The following is a 17168-nucleotide window of genomic DNA, read 5'->3' on the forward strand; positions in this document are numbered from 1 at the left end:
TGATGTCAGTGGTGCGCAGTACGTTGCGGGCATGGGCGTATACCTGGTCGATGTCGGTGCGGAGGAGTGGTTCGGTGAGGACGAGGAGGGGCGGGCGGAGATCGCCGCGGGCCTGAACGCGGAGCTGGTACGGCGCGGCCTGCCCCGGTTCGAGTCGGTGCCCGCGGCAGCGGACTTCGTACGAGGGTCGGGCCGGTCCTTCGAGGAGAAACTGGTCCCGTCCATGGACAGCTTCCTGGCGCTGTGCGAGACGCACCTCTCGGAGGCGGAGACCGATCTGCTCTGCGGCTGGTCGGTACTGGTGCCGGTGTCCCTCGACGAGGAGATCGAGCTGCCGGTCGAGTCCTCGTACTCCGACTCGACGGTGATCGTGGGCGCCCCGCAAGTCCTGGCGATCGCCGCGAAGTTGGCATCGGAGGTCGCACTGCCGCCCGAGGTCCCGGAGATGTGCGACAACCTGGACCTGACCAGCTGGTTCCTGGACGGCGCGGCGAAGGAGCTGTCGGCGACCCGGCCGGGGGCGTGGGCCGGGGATCTGGACGCCTCCTTCTATGTCGCCCTGTACTTGCGCGCGGCACAGCACTCGCTCAGACGGGGGTGTCCGATGGTCTACTCCTGACGGTCCGTTCCTTACGTGGCGGGCGGGGCCGGGGACACCGACGAGCGTCCCGGAGGATGCTCAGTCAAGACAGAACTCGTTGCCCTCGATGTCCTGCATCACGACGCACGACTCGTTGTAGTCGTCGGCAACCAGCACTCGCTCGCACACCGCGCCGAGCGCGACCAGTCGTGCGCACTCGGCTTCGAGCGCGGCGAGGCGCTCTTCACCCACGAGCCCGGTGCCGACCCGCACGTCAAGATGCACCCGGTTCTTGACGACCTTGCCTTCGGGCACACGCTGGAAGTAGAGCCGCGGGCCCACGCCCGAGGGATCACCGCAGGCGAACCCTGCGCCCTGCCGCTCGGGCGGCAGCGAGCGATCGAAATCGTCCCACGTGGCAAATCCCTCCGGCGGCGGCGGTACGACGTACCCCAGCACCTCGCACCAGAAGCGAGCGACGCGCTCAGGATCTGCGCAGTCGAAGGTGACCTGGAACTGCCTGATCGATGACATCGGCGCACCATAGCAAGGGGCTCTGTCGCTCATTTCCCGGTGTGCACCGAGCCCAGCGAAAAGGCGGCATCCCCCGCACAGGGATGCCGCCCCTTCTCGTACACCGGAGCCACCATCAGGTCGCTGAGGGTCGGGGTGACCGACGACAGCTCCGGAGCTCAGGGCGCCCAACAGGCCTACGGCCTACGGACGTTGCCTGGACCCCCTACCGGTGATCGCTTCCCGCCGAGGACGAAGCCGCCCGCCCCGCCTCCAGCCGCGCCACCGGAATCCGGAACGGTGAGCAGCTGACGTAGTCCAGGCCCACCTCGTGGAAGAAGTGCACCGACTCCGGGTCGCCCCCGTGCTCGCCGCACACGCCCAGCTTCAGGTCGGGGCGCGTCGCCCGCCCCGCCTCCACCGCGGACTTGACCAGCGCACCCACCCCGTCGCGGTCGATCGTCTCGAACGGGGAGACGCCGAAGATGCCCTTCTCCAGGTACGCCGTGAAGAACGAGGCCTCCACGTCGTCCCGGCTGAAACCCCACACCGTCTGCGTCAGGTCGTTCGTGCCGAAGGAGAAGAACTCGGCCGCCTCCGCGATCTGTCCCGCCGTCAGTGCGGCACGCGGCAGTTCGATCATCGTGCCGAGCGCCAACTTCAGTTCCACGCCGGTCTGTTCGATGACCTCGGCGATGACCTGCTCGGCCTCGTCGCGCACGATCTCCAGCTCCTGGACCGTGCCCACGAGCGGGATCATGATCTCGGCGCGCGGGTCGCCCTTGGCGTTCTTGCGCTCGGCCACCGCTTCCGCGATCGCCCGTACCTGCATGGTGAACAGGCCGGGGATGACCAGGCCCAGCCTTACGCCACGCAGGCCCAGCATCGGGTTCTGCTCGTGCAGGCGGTGTACCGCCTGGAGCAGGCGCAGGTCGTTCTCGTGCGGGTCCTTGCGGGACTCGGCGAGTGCCACCCGTACCGACAACTCCGTGATGTCCGGCAGGAACTCGTGCAGTGGGGGGTCCAACAGGCGGATGGTGACCGGGAGTCCGTCCATCGCCTCGAACAGCTCGACGAAGTCCCGCTTCTGGAGCGGGAGAAGAGCCTTCAGGGAATCCTCGCGCTCCGTGTCCGTGTCCGCGAGGATCAGTCGCTCCACGTACTCGCGCCGCTCGCCCAGGAACATGTGCTCCGTACGGCACAGCCCGATGCCCTGGGCCCCGAAGCGGCGCGCCCGCAGCGCGTCCTCGGCGTTGTCCGCGTTCGCCCGTACGCGCAGCCGGCGCTTGCGGTCCGCGAAGGCCATGATGCGGTGGACGGCCTCCACCAGTTCGTCGGCGTCGTCGGCGCCCGCGTGCATCCGGCCCTCGAAGAACTCCACCACAGGGGAGGGGACGACGGGGACCTCGCCCAGGTACACCTTGCCGCTCGAACCGTCGATGGAGATCAGGTCGCCCTCCTCCACCACATGTCCGCCCGGCACCGTCATCCGGCGCCGCTTGGTGTCGACCTCCAGCTCCTCCGCGCCGCACACGCACGTCTTGCCCATGCCGCGCGCCACGACGGCCGCGTGGGACGTCTTGCCGCCCCGCGAGGTCAGGATGCCCTCCGCCGCGATCATGCCGTCGAGGTCGTCCGGGTTCGTCTCCCGGCGGACCAGGATCACCCGCTCCCCCGAACGCGACCACTTCACCGCGGTGTACGAGTCGAACACCGCCTTGCCGACCGCCGCACCCGGTGACGCTGCGATGCCCCGGCCGACCTGCTTGACCTTCGCCTGGTCGTCGAAGCGCGGGAACATCAGCTGGGCCAGCTGGGCGCCCGTGACTCGCTGGAGTGCTTCCGCCTCGTCGATGAGGCCCTGGTCGACAAGCTGCGTGGCGATACGGAAGGCCGCGCCCGCCGTGCGCTTGCCGACGCGCGTCTGGAGCATCCACAACTGGCCGCGCTCGATGGTGAACTCGATGTCGCAGAGATCCTTGTAGTGGTTCTCCAGGGTCGCCATGATCCGCATCAGCTGGTCGTACGACTTCTTGTCGATCTGCTCCAGCTCGGCGAGCGGGACCGTGTTGCGGATGCCCGCCACCACGTCCTCACCCTGCGCGTTCTGCAGGTAGTCGCCGTACACGCCCTGGTGGCCGCTGGCCGGGTCGCGGGTGAACGCGACGCCCGTGCCCGAGTCCGGGCCGAGGTTGCCGAAGACCATCGAGCAGATGTTGACCGCCGTGCCGAGGTCGCCGGGGATGCGTTCCTGGCGGCGGTAGAGTTTCGCGCGGTCCGTGTTCCAGGAGTCGAAGACCGCGTGGATCGCGAGGTCCATCTGCTCGCGCGGGTCCTGCGGGAAGTCGCGGCCCGCCTCGGTCTTGACGATCTTCTTGAACCTGGTGACCAGCTTCTTGAGGTCCGCGGCCTCCAGCTCCGTGTCGACCGCGACCTTCTTGGCCGTCTTCGCCGCGTCCAGCGCGTCCTCGAACAGCTCGCCGTCGACGCCGAGGACCGTCTTGCCGAACATCTGGATGAGGCGGCGGTACGAGTCCCACGCGAAGCGCTCGTCGCCGGCCTGCTTGGCGAGGCCCTGGACCGATTTGTCGGACAGGCCGATGTTCAGCACCGTGTCCATCATTCCCGGCATCGAGAACTTCGCCCCGGAACGGACGGACACGAGGAGGGGGTTGTCGGCCCGGCCGAGCTTCTTGCCCATGGCCTCTTCGAGGGCCGCGAGGTGTGCACTCACCTCGTCACGCAGTGCCGCGGGCTCGTCGCCACTGTCGAGGTACGTCTTGCAGGCCTCGGTGGTGATCGTGAAGCCCGGAGGCACCGGAAGGCCCAGATTGGTCATCTCGGCGAGGTTGGCACCTTTGCCGCCGAGCAGGTCCTTGAGGTCCCTGTTGCCCTCGGTGAAGTCGTAGACGAACTTCACGCCCTCAACACTGGTGCCCGGCTGAACTACGTGGGGATCTTTGTTTTCCGACACGGGTCCCAACTCCTTGAGGACGCGGTGGCTGCCCTGACGGCGAGGAACATACCCAGATCGAAGGCCTCTGGGTACGTCCACTTGCGTGTCATGTGCCTGTAACCAGCCGTCCGCCACCAGATCCAAAGTCAAGGCTTGACCAGCAGTCGGGGCCGCGTGTTTTCACTTCTTGAAGGCAGTGGCAGGCACATGCCCATTTTGTCGCTCACATGAGCAGCCTGCAACACGTCTGAGTTTTATCGATGAACGATCAAAGAGTGGCACTCAGTGCCACCCTTTGAGAAGTGCAGCCGCTCGCGATACGCTCATCTGAGCGCAACCCCTATCAAGGGTGGCGAGAATCACGCGAGACAACCGGCCCGGATTTCACCATGCGGACGCCGACGCGGACGGGAAACACCCCCGTCGCAAGCCGCCCAGCAGCTCACACGCCGAGCGCCGTCAGCCGCTCCTCCACCCGCTCCGGCGCATACAGGTACTCGACGACCATCGCCCCGGCCCCCACCAGCCCCGCCCGCTCCCCCAGCCTCGACGTCACCACGTCCAGATGAGCGGTCGAGCGCGGCAGCGCCCGCTGGTACAGCAGTTCCCGTACGCCCGTCAGGAACGGCGTGCCGGCGAGGTCCCCCGCGATCATCAGCACGCCGGGGTTGAGCAGCGTCACCACCGTCGCCAGCACGTCCCCCACACTCCGGCCCGCCTCGCGCGCCAGCGCGACCGCCCCCGGATGCCCGGCCGCGAGCAGGTCCCGCACGTCCGAGCCCGACGCCGCCGGCACCCCCGTCGCGGCGAGCCGGCGGGCGACGGCGCCACCGCTCGCGACGGCGGCAAGGCAGCCGTACGCCCCGCACCGGCACAGCGCTTCAGCTCCCTGCGGAACGCGGATGTGCCCGATGTCCCCGGCGCCGCCGTCGATGCCCCGGAACACCGAACCGCCGACCACCACGCCCGCGCCGATGCCCGTCGACACCTTCACCAGCACGAAGGCCGAGCAGTCGGGGTGTCCGGTGCGCTGTTCGCCGTACGCCATGAGGTTGGCGTCGTTGTCCACCAGCACCGGGACCTTCGCGGCGGCGGCCGTATCGCCCGTGTGTTCGGCGAAGGCGCGGGCCAGGCGGGTCCTGATGTCGTAGCCGTCCCAGCCCGGCATGATCGGCGGCTGGACGACGCGGCCGTTGTCCGTGTCGACCGGGCCCGGTACCGCGAGGCCGATGCCGCAGACCTCGGACGGCCGGTGGCCGGCCTTCGTCAGGAGTTCCGCGAACCAGCGGCCGAGTTCGCCGAGTACCACGTCCGGACCGTCGTCGACGGCCAGCGCACCCGAGTGTTCCACCAGAAGCTCACCCGTGAGGGTGAGGACGGCGGCGCGGGCATGACGCGTGTCCAGGTCTGCGGTGAGCACGACCGCGTGGGCGTCGTCGAACTCCAGGGTGATGGACGGGCGACCGCCCAGCGGCGAGTCGACCGGACCCGAGGCGCCCTCGCGCAGCCAGCCCGCGCGAAACAGCCGGTCGAGCCGGTGGCCGACCGTCGCCCGTGAGAGACCCGTCACCTGTTGCAGGGCACCTCGAGTCGTGGCGCGTCCGCTGCGTACCAGTTCGAGCAGATCACCGGCGCTCGCCTGAGCGCGACTACTCATGCGCACCCCCTTGTGTTTCTCAAGCCTGCATTACATATTGAGTTTTGCGTGTTAAATAGACGTAACTCTACGGTGGCCTCGACCGAACCGGTCGGGCCGAACGTCTTCGGGGAGCCCCGAGTGGATCGCACTGCCCAGCTGACCTCCCGCGCAACGACGCACTCCGTCGTATACGAACCGGACGTGCCGACACATTCCCCGCACGCCCTGCACGTCAGGGCGGCCGAGGTGCTGAAGGCCAACTGGACCGGCACCTCGACGGTCCCCTCGCGCGGCCTGTATCCGCACCAGTGGTCCTGGGACTCCGCGTTCATCGCGATCGGCCTGCGCCATCTGTCGCCGCTGCGCGCGCAGACGGAGCTGGAGACGCTGCTCTCCGCCCAGTGGGGCGACGGGCGGATCCCGCACATCGTCTTCAATCCCTCCGTCCCGCTCGACGCGTACTTCCCGAGCCCCGACTTCTGGCGCTCCTCGACCGCGGGGCGCGCTGCGGGCGCCCCGCGCACCGTACAGACGTCCGGCATCGTGCAGCCACCGGTGCACGCGCTGGCCGTCTGGCTGGTGCACCAGGCCGACCCCGGCCTGTCCCGCTCGCGCGGCTTCCTCGCCCACGCCTACCCCAGGCTCGCCGCCTGGCACCGCTATCTGCTGCACCGCCGTGACCTGGGCGGGGGCGGCCTCGCGTCGGTCGTGCACCCCTGGGAACAGGGTATGGACAACAGCCCCTGCTGGGACGCCCCGCTGAGCCGCGTCACCCCGGCCCCGGCCCGCTCCTTCCGCCGCGCCGACCTCGACCACGGAGCCGCCGAGGACCGGCCGACGGACCTGGACTACGGGCGGTACGTGCGGCTGGCCACCGACTACCGGGACGGCGAATACGCGGACGGGGCGGGCGAGTTCGCCGTCGAGGACCCCTCCTTCAACGCGCTTCTGATCGCCTCGGAGCACGCGCTGGCCCGTATCGCCCAGGAGTTGGGCGCGACGGGGACGGCCCGGCACGCCCGCGCGGAACGCCTGACGGCGGCGCTGGTGGAGCGGCTGTGGGACCCGGCGGAGGGGATGTTCTTCTGCCGCGATGTGCGCGATCCAGGGGCCACCGGCGGTGGTAAGCCCGGCGTCGGCGCCCTCGTGCCCGAGCGCAGCGTCTCCGGCCTCGTCCCGCTCCTCCTCCCGACGCTCCCCCGGGACATCGCCGCCACCCTCGTCCGTACCGCGCGCGGGCCCCACTTCGGGCTCGGTGGCGCCGCCCGCCTCGTGCCGTCCTACGACCTGCTCGGCGAGGCCTTCGACCCGCACCGCTACTGGCGCGGGCCGGCCTGGTTCAACACGGGGTGGCTGGTGGAGCGCGGGCTGCGGCAGCACGGCGAGCGGGCGCACGCCGGCGCGCTGCGCACGGCGCTGCTGGAGACCGCCGACGCCTCGGAGTTCGCGGAGTACGTGGACCCGTACACCGGTGAGGCCTGCGGGGCGCTCGGCTTCGGCTGGACCGCCGCGCTCACCCTCGACCTGCTCCACCAGCAGCCCTTCGACGACAGCGACATCAACAGCGCGTTCGACATGAGTGACAAGGGAGGCGAACGGCGATGACGGACCGGCATCATCTGCTCGTGCATGGCGGGACGTTCGCGGCCGTCGGCGACGGCGGGGACATCAGCGGCGTACGCGGTGGCAGCCACCCCGACGGGATGTTCGTGCGTGACGCACGGCATTTGAGCCGTTGGCAGCTCACCGTCGACGGCGCCGTCCCCGAGACGCTCAGCCCGGTCGCCGACGGGGACACCGCACGCTGTGTCCTCGTACCGCGCGGCGGCCGCCAGGAGCCGCCCGCCTACACCCTCTTCCGTGAACAGGCCGTCACGGACGGCTCGTTCGTCGAGGCGCTGCGCGTGACCAGCAACCGTCCGGTGCCGGTGACGGTCCGGATAGCGGTCACCGCCGACGCCGACTTCACGGACCAGTTCGAGCTGCGCTCCGACCACCGTACGTACGTCAAGTCCGGCGCCGTCCGCAAGCGCGAAGTCCTCGACGACGGCGTCGAGTTCAGCTACCGGCGCGGTGAGTGGCTGTCCTGTACGACGGTCACCGCCGAGCCCGCCCCCGACGGTGTCGAGGAGACCGGCACCGGCGCCCGGCGCCTCGTCTGGACCCTGGATCTCGAACCGCACGGTTCGGCGGAACTGGCGCTGCGCGTCGCCGCCCGTCCGCACGGCGCGACCAAAAAACCGCTGGTACCCGCCTCTCCCTCCGCCGCCAACGATCAACTCCTCGCGCTGGAAGGGGAGTTCGTCGAGGGCATCGCCTTCCCCACCGGCTGGCCCGAGCTGGCGGCGGCCTGCGCACGCGGCCTCTCCGACCTGGCGGTACTCCAGGTCCCCGCGACCGGACCCGACGGCGAGGAGCTGCGCGTACCGGCCGCCGGCGCACCCTGGTTCCTCACCCTCCTGGGCCGCGACGCACTCCTCACCTCCCTCTTCGCACTGCCCTACCGCCCCCAACTCGCCGCCGCCACCCTCCCGGCGCTCGCCGCGACCCAGGCGACCGAGGTCGGCCCGGGCTCCGTGGCCCAGCCGGGCAAGATCGTGCACGAGGTGCGGCACGGCGAGCTGGCGCACTTCGGGCAGGTGCCGTACGGGCGTTACTACGGCTCGGTCGACGCGACACCGCTGTTCCTGGTGCTCCTCGGGGCATACGTCGAGCAGACCGGTGACACGGCCCTGGCCCGCCGCCTCGAAGCCAACGCCCGCGCGGCGATCGGCTGGATGCTGGACCACGGCGGTCTGACGTCCCGCGGCTATCTGGTCTACCGGGCCGACCAGGGCGGTCTCGCCAACCAGAACTGGAAGGACTCCCCCGGCGCCATCTGCTCGGCCGACGGCACCCGCGCAAGCGGCCCGGTGATGGCGGCGGGGGCCCAGGGCTACGCGTACGACGCGCTGCGCCGTACGGCCCAACTCGCCCGCACGGTATGGCACGACGAGGTGTACGCCGCCCTCCTCGAACAGGCGGCGGCCGACCTCCGGGACCGTTTCCAGCGGGACTTCTGGATGCCGGAGCACTCCTTCCCTGCCCTCGCGCTGGACGGCGACGGCAACCAGGTGGACGCGCTGGCCTCCGACGCGGGACACCTTCTCTGGTCGGGGCTGCTCGACAAGGAGTTGGGCGAGAAGGTCGGCCGGCGCCTGGTGGAGCCGGACTTCTTCTCCGGCTGGGGCGTACGGACGCTGGCGTCTGGACAGTCCGCCTACCACCCCCTCTCGTACCACCGGGGCTCGGTCTGGCCGCACGACAACGCCCTGATCACGCTGGGCCTTTCCCGGTACGGACTGCACGACGAGGCCCGTACGGTCGCCCACGCCCTGGTCGACGCCGCGACCGCCACCGGCCACCGCCTTCCCGAGGTCCTCGCCGGTTACGGCCGCGACACCCACGGTGAGCCGGTGCCCTATCCGCACGCGTGTGTACGGGAATCCCGGTCGGCGGCGGCCCCGTTGGCGCTGCTCACGGCGGTGGGGGGCGCCTGACAGGACGTAGACGAGGTGTGACGTGTGACGCCGCGTGTGGCCGCGTGTGGCCGCGTGTGGCCGCGTGTGGCCGGTCGCTTGACGAGGCGTTTGCCCGGTGTTCGCCGGCTGCTTGGGCACGCAGACTGAACGGAGGCTGAGGGCCCGCCGTACGGGATGGTGGCGGACCCCGGCCCCCGCGCCCGGGTCCGCCGCTCCTGCACGGGCTTCACACGGAAGGACCTTCGGGGTGCCTCTGTTCACGCGCTTCAACCCATCGACGGACGCCACCACCGAGGCACCTTCGGCCGAGACGCCATCCCCGGACACGGGCGACGGTGCGACGGAGACCGCGGCTGTCACGGAAGCAACCGGTGCGGCTGACACGGTGGTTGAGGAGGCGCCTACGGAAACGACGCCGGACGAGGCCACCCCGGCCGGGAATCCGGTCGCGGACGCCGAGAAGACACCGGCATCTGAAGCTGAAGAGACGCCGGTCACGGAGACACCCGGAGGGGACGCCCTCGCCGAAGAAGCGCCCCCACAACCCGCACCGCCAGCCGCACAACCCGACGAGCCCGACGAACCCACCTCAGCCACCAAGGCCACCGAACCCGACCAACCCACCTCAACCACCAAACCCACCGAACCCGACTGGCGTACCCGTCGCCCCACCGCCGCCCGTAACCTGCGCTGGGCCGCCACCGCCCTCTCCGCGCTCCTCGTGCTCGTCGCCCTGCAGATGCCGAACACCACCGGCAATCTCAGGATCAGCGAGTTCTTCCGGCTCCCGGCGGAGGCGATCGTCGCAGCTGTCGTGCTGCTCGCGATGCCGCGCCGGCCGCGAGTGATCACGGCGGCGTGCATCGGTGCCTTCCTCGGCGCGCTGACCGTGCTGAACCTGATGGACATGGGGTTCGTCGAGTATCTGGGCCGGCACTTCAACATCGTGCTCGACTGGCAGCTGCTCGCCGACGCGCAGTCGTACATCACCGACACCGTCGGTACGGCGGGGTCGATCGCCGCCACCCTCGCCGTGATCGTGCTCGCGCTGCTGCTGCCCGCCGGGACGGCCCTCGCGGCCGTGCGGCTCAGCAACCTCCTCGCCCGCAACAACGCCCTCGCCACCAGGGCCACGCTCATCGCCGGCACCGTCTGGATCACCTGCATGTCCCTCGGCGTCACGATCGGCGGGGTACCGATCGCCTCGGACCACACCGCCGGGGTCGTGAAGGTGCACGTGCGGCGGGCGAGCGACACGTTCCGCGACGAGGCCGCGTTCGAGAAGTTCGCCAAGGACGACCCCTTCGCCAACACACCGGGCGACCAGCTGGTGCCGGACCTGCGCGGCAAGGACGTCATCTTCACGTTCATCGAGAGCTACGGCCGCAGCGCGATCGAGGACCCGATGATGGCGCCCGGCGTCGGCAAGACGCTCGCCGACCAGACCCAGGCCCTGACGGACGCCGGGTTCGCCGCGAAGAGCGGCTGGCTGACCTCGGCGACGTACGGCGGCAGCAGCTGGCTCGGCCACTCCACGTTCCTGTCGGGCCTGTGGATCAACAGCCAGCAGCGCTACAACACCCTCGTCAACAGCGACCGCCTCACCCTCACCGAGGCGTTCCGGCGCACCGGCGACTGGCGGACGGTCGGTGTGATGCCGGGCGTGCAGAAGAGGTGGCCGGAGGAGAAGTTCTACGGCCTGGAGAAGAACTACGAATCCAGGGACCTCGGTTACAAGGGACCGAAGTTCAGCTGGTCGACCATGCCGGACCAGTACACGCTGGAGGCCTTCCAGCGTCTGGAGCACGGCAGGAAGCAGGACAAGCCGCTGATGTCCGAGATCATCCTGACCTCAAGTCACCAGCCCTGGGCGCCCCTTCCGGAAACGGTTCCGCAGGACCAGATCGGCGACGGCTCGGTGTTCGACTCGGTCCAGAAGGCGGGCAAGGACCCGAAGGACGTCCTCTACGACGGCGTCAAGGCCAAGCAGGAGTACGCCAAGTCGATCCAGTACTCGGTCACCAGCCTCATCGACTGGCTCACCCGGTACGGCACCGACGACACCGTCCTCGTCTTCCTCGGCGACCACCAGCCCATGTCCCGGGTCAGTGGCACCAACGCCAGCCGTGACGTACCGGTGTCGGTCGTGGCCAAGGACCCGAAGATCCTGGACAGGATCGCCGACTGGAACTGGACGGACGGCCTGCGCCCCGCCGACGATGGGCCGGTCTGGAAGATGAGCGCGTTCCGCGACAAGTTCCTTACGGCGTACGGCTCGACGCCCCACCCGTGAGCGACCGTAGCTGTCCGGGTCGGGCCGCGCCCCCGTAGGGGCGCGGGGAACGGCACGACCATCCACAGCGGACCCGCGGGCGACGGACCACCAGGAGGACCTCAGCCCCCCGACGTGTCCAGCTCCGCGTCCTCACTCACGCCCGCGCAGTCGTACGGGTCCCTCAGCCAGCCGTCCGGCAGCACCACCCGGTTGTTGCCGGACGTACGGCCTCGGGGCCCGTCGGCGCCGACGGGCCAGGGCTGGTCGAGGTCCAACTCGTCGAGTCCGGAACGGAGTTCGGCGAGCGAGGAGGTGATCGCGAGTCGCTTGCGCATCTCGGAGCCGACCGCGAAGCCCTTCAGGTACCAGGCGACATGCTTGCGGAAGTCGATGACCCCGCGCGCCTCGTCCCCGATCCACTCACCGAGCAGCGTGGCGTGCCGGACCATCACGTCGGCCACCTCACGGAGGGACGGGCGCGCGATGGCATCCGTACGTCCCTCGAAGGCCGCCACCAGGTCAGCGAACAGCCATGGCCGGCCGAGGCACCCGCGCCCGACGACCACTCCGTCGCACCCGGTCTCCCGGACCATCCGCAGCGCGTCCTCGGCCGACCAGATGTCGCCGTTGCCGAGCACGGGAATCTCCGGCACATGCTCCTTGAGGCGGGCGATCGCGTCCCAGTCCGCCGTGCCGCCGTAGTGCTGGGCGGCGGTGCGGCCGTGCAGCGCGATGGCCGTCACGCCCTCCTCCACCGCGATCCGGCCGGCGTCGAGGTAGGTGATGTGGTCGTCGTCGATGCCCTTGCGCATCTTCATCGTGACGGGGATGTCCCCGGCCCCGGACACCGCCTCGCGCAGGATCGCGCGCAGCAGGTTCCGCTTGTACGGGAGCGCCGAGCCGCCGCCCTTCCGCGTCACCTTCGGGACGGGGCACCCGAAGTTGAGGTCGATGTGGTCGGCCAGGTCCTCCTCCGCGATCATGCGGACGGCCTTGCCGACGGTCGCCGGGTCGACACCGTACAGCTGGATCGAGCGCGGCTTCTCGGTCGCGTCGAAGTGGATCAGCTGCATGGTCTTCTCGTTGCGCTCGACCAGCGCCCGGGTCGTGATCATCTCGCTGACGAACAGGCCCTTGCCCCCACTGGCTCCATCCTTCGGTTCGCCTCCGGCGAAGTGCCTGCACAGCGTGCGGAAGGGCGCGTTGGTGATCCCGGCCATGGGGGCGAGGACGACGGGCGGCTGCACGGCGTGCGGGCCGATCCGGAGGAGGCGTGCGGGGGCGGTCACGGGCGTGGGCATCCGCCCATTCTCGCGCACCGAATGGAGTACAGCCAAAGTCGTTAGTTAGCCGTACTATGGACCGCATGTCCGAGCTGAGCCCCCGCCGCCGCATGCTGGTGCTCGCGATCTGCTGCATGAGCCTGCTGATCGTGAGCCTCGACGTCACTGTCCTCAATGTCGCGCTGCCCTCCATGGAGAGAGATCTGGGCGCGAGTGTGGCCGGTATGCAGTGGGCGCTCGACGCGTACACGCTGGTGCTGGCCTCGCTGCTGATGCTCGCGGGCTCGACCGCCGACCGGATAGGCCGCCGCCGGGTGTTCAAGACCGGGCTGGTGCTGTTCACGCTGGGCTCGGTGCTCTGCTCGCTCGCCCCGGACCTCGACTCGCTCATCGCGTTCCGCATGATCCAGGCGATCGGCGGCTCGATGCTCAATCCGGTCGCCATGTCGATCATCACCAACACCTTCACCGACCCGCGCGAGCGGGCCCGGGCGATCGGGGCGTGGGGCGCGGTGGTCGGCATTTCCATGGCCGCCGGCCCGATCGTCGGCGGCCTGCTCGTGGACACCGTCGGCTGGCGGTCGATCTTCTGGATCAACCTGCCGGTGGGCCTGGCCGCGCTCCTGCTGACCTGGCGGTACGTCCCCGAGTCCCGGGCGCCGAAGGCCCGCCGCCCGGACCCGGTCGGCCAGGTGCTGGTCATCGCGCTGCTCGGCTCGCTGACGTACGCGATCATCGAGGCACCCCACTCGCCGGTCACGCACACGCTCACCTTCGGGGCGGTCGCCCTGGCCGCGCTGCTCGGGCTGCTGTACTACGAGCCCCGGCGCAGCGAACCCCTCATCGACCTGCGCTTCTTCCGGTCGGTGCCGTTCAGTGGGGCGACCGTGGTCGCGGTGAGCGCGTTCGCGGCGCTGAGCGGGTTCCTGTTCCTGTCGACCCTGTATCTGCAGAACGTGCGGGGGCTGTCCGCGCTGCACGCCGGTCTGTGGATGCTGCCGATGGCAGTGATGTGCTTCGTGTGCGCGCCGATCTCGGGGCGGCTGGTCGGCAGCCGGGGGCCCCGGTTCTCGCTCCTCATGGCGGGCGTCGCGATGACCGCGAGCGGGGTCCTGTTCGCCGGGTTCGACGCGGAGTCGTCGAACGTGACCTTGGTCATCGGGTACTTCCTGTTCGGCCTCGGCTTCGGCTTCGTCAACGCGCCCATCACCAACACGGCCGTCTCGGGCATGCCCCGCACCCAGGCCGGGGTGGCCGCCGCGGTCGCCTCCACCAGCCGCCAGACCGGGGGCACGCTCGGGGTCGCGGTGATCGGCGCGGTGCTGGCGTCGGGCATCGGTTCGGGCCCGTACACGGAGGTGTTCGCCGCCGCGGCACGGCCCGGCTGGTGGATCATCGCGGGCTGCGGCCTGGCCGTACTGGTCCTGGGTGCCGTCACGACCGGCGGCTGGGCCCGGCGGACGGCGGAGCGGACCGCGGAGCGCCTGGAGGACGAGAACAGCACGAGTGAGCGTAAGGACATGGGCGGGGAGAAGGGCGTGCGGGGTGCGGCGGGGGCGCGCAGCACAATGTGAGCCGTTGCTGTAACCCATTGCTGATGATCACCGTTGTGATCATGCAAGGGCACCAGCAACTCGACGAATACGAAGAGGGCGTGGCCGATCGTGGGGGCAGCCGGGTCGCGGCGGACGGTCGGATTCCCCGTGCCGGGCACGAGTTTCGTGGGCCGACGCCATGAACTGACGCAGGCCAGGCGGCTGTTGGCCGCCACCCGGCTGCTGACGCTCACCGGTCCCGGCGGGGTGGGCAAGACCAGACTGGCGGGGCGGGTGGCGGAGGGGGCCGTACGGGGTTTCCCGGACGGGGTCTGGCTGGTGCCGCTGGCCGCCGTGCGGGACGGCGCGCTGGTCGCGCACGCGGTTGCGGATGCGCTCGGCATCCGGGACGAGACGTACCGGGCGCCGTTGGAGGCGGTCGTCGAGCATCTGCGCAGCAGGCGGCTGCTGCTGGTCCTGGACAACTGCGAGCACGTGGCGGACGCCTGTGCCTCACTGGTGGCCACGGTGCTCGGGGCGACCTCGCGCGTCCGGGTGCTGGCCACCAGCCGCCACCGGCTCGGCCTCACGGAGGAGCGGTTGCTCCCGGTGGCCCCGCTGGCCACCCCGGCCCCCGGTGACCCCCTTGCCGGAGCGGAGTTCCCGGCGCTGCGGCTGTTCGCCGACCGGGCGGCGGCCGTGGTGCCCGGCTTCGAGATCACCGACGACAACCGTGCGGCCGTGGCCCGCCTCTGCCACCGCCTGGACGGCCTCCCGCTGGCCATCGAGCTGGCGGCCGTACGGATGCACGCCCTGGGCGTGGAGCAACTGGACGAACGCCTCGGCGAACGCCTGGGCGACCGCTACCGCCTCCTCACCTGCGGCAGCCCGGCCGCCCCACCCCGCCACCGGACCCTCCGCTCGGCCGTGGACTGGAGCCACGACCTGTGCACCCCGCAGGAGCAGCTCGCCTGGGCCCACCTGTCGGTGTTCACCGGCAGCTTCGCCCTGCCGGGGGCGGAGGCGGTGTGCGGTGACTCCCTTGGCGGGCGGTCGGGTACGACGGGGGGCGCCGGCGCCACCGACGGGCCCATCGCGGCAGGAGCGCCCCCCGCAGACGGCGGGACGGGGCCGGCCTCGGCGGCAGCCACGGCCCGCCCGTACGACGAGCCCGCCCCGGCCAGGACAGCCCGATCGAGCGCGGCGCCCACCCCGGGCAGCCATGAAGCCGACCCCGGCGCCCCAACGGCAGCGGCCGATACCGCGCCCGGTGCCGCCCGTGCAGCCGTGCTGGGTGCCGTCGTCGGGCTGGTGGAGAAGTCCGTGCTGGTCAGGGAGGAAGGCGGGGTTGGCGGGGGAATCGGCACCCGGTACCGGATGCTCACTCTTCTCCGTGAGTACGGGCAGGAGAAGCTGGAGGCGCTCGGGGCGGCCGGGGACACCCGGCGTCGGTTGTGCGCACACTTCGTGCGTGTCGCGGAGGAGCACGAACGGAGGTGGTTCGGGCCGGATCAGCCGGGCACACTGGCCGGGCTGCGCGCCGAGCACGACAATCTGCGCGCGGCGCTCGACTTCTGTCTCACCACCCCCGGCGAGTCCCCGCGCGGGCTGCGCCTGGTCGGCAGGCTGTGGTTCTACTGGATCGCGCGCGGCGCCTGGGCCGAGCTGCGGCACTGGTGGCAGCGGCTCGCCCTGCGCGAGGGCCGCCGCCCGTCGCCCGAGCTGACCCGGGCGCACTGGGCCGCCGCCCTGATCCCCCTGGTCCGCAGCCGTACGAGCGCCGTGCTCCTGGCCGGCGCCCCGCACCCCCCGACCCTGGCCCCGCACGAGACACCGGACGTCCGACCACTGGCCGAGGTCCTGGGCGGGAACACCGGGCGCCCAGGACACCTCGCGCACACCGGGGACGGTGCGGGACCGCTGCTCGCCTTCCACGTCCTCAGCCGCGTCGAGATGGCGGCCACACTCACCTTCCACGGCCGCCCCGAACGCGCCGTACCCCTGTGCCTGGACGCCCTCGCGGTGTGCGAGGCCCACGGCGAGCAGTGGGTCCGCTCGTACGTCCTGGGCGCGCTGGCAACCGCCCGCTGGGCCCTGGGTGAGCACGAGGCCGCCGCCGAGAGCGCCCGGCGCTGTCTGCGGCTGCCGTACGTCACCGGCGAGCCGCACGCCGTCGCCGGCACCCTGGAGATCCTGGCCGTCATCACCGGCGCCCGGGGTGACGCCGAGCGGGCGGCCGTGCTGCAGGGCGCGGCGCACCGCATCTGGTACGACCTCGGCCACGACCCGCCGGCCGGGCAACGGCAGCCGGGACACCTCCCGGCGACCGAACGGCGCGCCCGCGAGACACTCGGCGACGGCAGGTACGACGAGGCCCACCGGCGGGGTTACGAACTGTCGGCACACGAGGCCCTCGCCTACGCACTCGGCGAGCCGCGCACCACAGCCGAACGCATCGCAGCCGGACGCACCCCGGCCGGAGCCAGGCGCACCGCAACCGGAGCCGAACGCACCGCACGGCCCGCACCGCCGGCATCCGACACCGGGCTCACCCGACGCGAACTGGAAGTGGCCGCGCTGATCGCGTCGGGCATGACGAACCGGCAGATCGCCGAACGGCTGGTGATCTCCCGGCGTACGGCCGAGGGGCATGTCGAGCGCATCCTCGCCAAGCTGGGTTTCGCGTCGCGGAGCCAGGTGGCGGCCTGGTTCAGCGGCCCGTCCCACTGACGATTCCCGGCACCGGCACCGAGCCCGTCCCCGTGCCTGTCCCCGCCTCCGCCTCGGTCCCCGCCTCCGTCCCGGCCTCCACCTCCGTCCCCGTCCCTGTCCCCGCCTCCACCTCCGTCCCCGCCTCCGTCCCCGT

At 70.9% G+C, this 17168-nt stretch carries 10 protein-coding genes; 6 read left to right on the plus strand and 4 right to left on the minus strand.

What is annotated here, in order from left to right; all coding sequences use genetic code 11:
• Positions 1-31: 31 nt before the first annotated feature.
• A complete protein-coding gene (locus tag RB628_RS19000) occupies positions 32-619 on the plus strand; it encodes a hypothetical protein (RefSeq protein WP_318321670.1) in 588 nt (195 codons plus the stop codon).
• Positions 620-679: 60 nt separating this feature from the next.
• Here the strand turns inward: RB628_RS19000 and RB628_RS19005 are convergent, their stop codons facing one another.
• From RB628_RS19005 to RB628_RS19015, 3 genes are all read right to left on the minus strand, one after another.
• Entirely contained in the window at positions 680-1114 is a 435-nt protein-coding gene (locus RB628_RS19005; protein ID WP_318321671.1) for a VOC family protein, read from the minus strand.
• Positions 1115-1319: 205 nt separating this feature from the next.
• Positions 1320-4067, minus strand: a complete 2748-nt coding sequence (gene ppdK / locus RB628_RS19010; RefSeq protein WP_318321672.1) for a pyruvate, phosphate dikinase — start codon at positions 4065-4067, stop codon at positions 1320-1322.
• 424 nt (positions 4068-4491) lie between these two features.
• Positions 4492-5706: an ROK family protein gene (locus tag RB628_RS19015; protein ID WP_318321673.1), complete on the minus strand. Its 1215-nt coding sequence runs from the start codon at positions 5704-5706 to the stop codon at positions 4492-4494.
• A 120-nt stretch (positions 5707-5826) separates the two neighbouring features.
• Between RB628_RS19015 and RB628_RS19020 the strand changes: the two genes are divergently transcribed.
• The 3 genes from RB628_RS19020 to RB628_RS19030 all read left to right on the plus strand — a co-directional run bounded on the left by RB628_RS19020 (position 5827) and on the right by RB628_RS19030 (position 11502).
• The gene (locus RB628_RS19020) at positions 5827-7293 is read left to right on the plus strand and encodes an MGH1-like glycoside hydrolase domain-containing protein (RefSeq protein WP_318321674.1); all 1467 of its coding nucleotides are present in this window, start codon (positions 5827-5829) and stop codon (positions 7291-7293) included.
• Positions 7290-9227: a glycogen debranching N-terminal domain-containing protein gene (locus tag RB628_RS19025; RefSeq protein WP_318321675.1), complete on the plus strand. Its 1938-nt coding sequence runs from the start codon at positions 7290-7292 to the stop codon at positions 9225-9227. Before RB628_RS19020 ends, RB628_RS19025 begins: the two co-directional genes overlap by 4 nt.
• 229 nt (positions 9228-9456) lie before the next feature.
• Positions 9457-11502 carry a CDP-alcohol phosphatidyltransferase gene (locus tag RB628_RS19030; protein ID WP_318321676.1) on the plus strand — a complete coding sequence of 682 codons (2046 nt, stop codon included), beginning with the start codon at positions 9457-9459 and terminating at the stop codon, positions 11500-11502.
• A gap of 101 nt (positions 11503-11603) precedes the next feature.
• On the opposite strand, the gene dusB is transcribed toward RB628_RS19030, so the two are convergent.
• Complete coding sequence (dusB, locus tag RB628_RS19035; protein ID WP_318321677.1) at positions 11604-12785, minus strand: tRNA dihydrouridine synthase DusB; 1182 nt, start codon at positions 12783-12785, stop codon at positions 11604-11606.
• A 65-nt stretch (positions 12786-12850) separates the two neighbouring features.
• On the opposite strand from dusB, the gene RB628_RS19040 reads away from it, so the two are divergent.
• The gene (locus tag RB628_RS19040) at positions 12851-14341 is read left to right on the plus strand and encodes an MFS transporter (protein ID WP_318321678.1); all 1491 of its coding nucleotides are present in this window, start codon (positions 12851-12853) and stop codon (positions 14339-14341) included.
• A 129-nt stretch (positions 14342-14470) separates the two neighbouring features.
• Positions 14471-17032, plus strand: a complete 2562-nt coding sequence (locus RB628_RS19045) for an ATP-binding protein (protein WP_318321679.1) — start codon at positions 14471-14473, stop codon at positions 17030-17032.
• The last annotated feature ends 136 nt before the right edge of the window (positions 17033-17168 follow it).

Source organism: Streptomyces sp. ADMS, from assembly GCF_033441795.1.
In the GTDB taxonomy this organism is placed as follows: domain Bacteria; phylum Actinomycetota; class Actinomycetes; order Streptomycetales; family Streptomycetaceae; genus Streptomyces.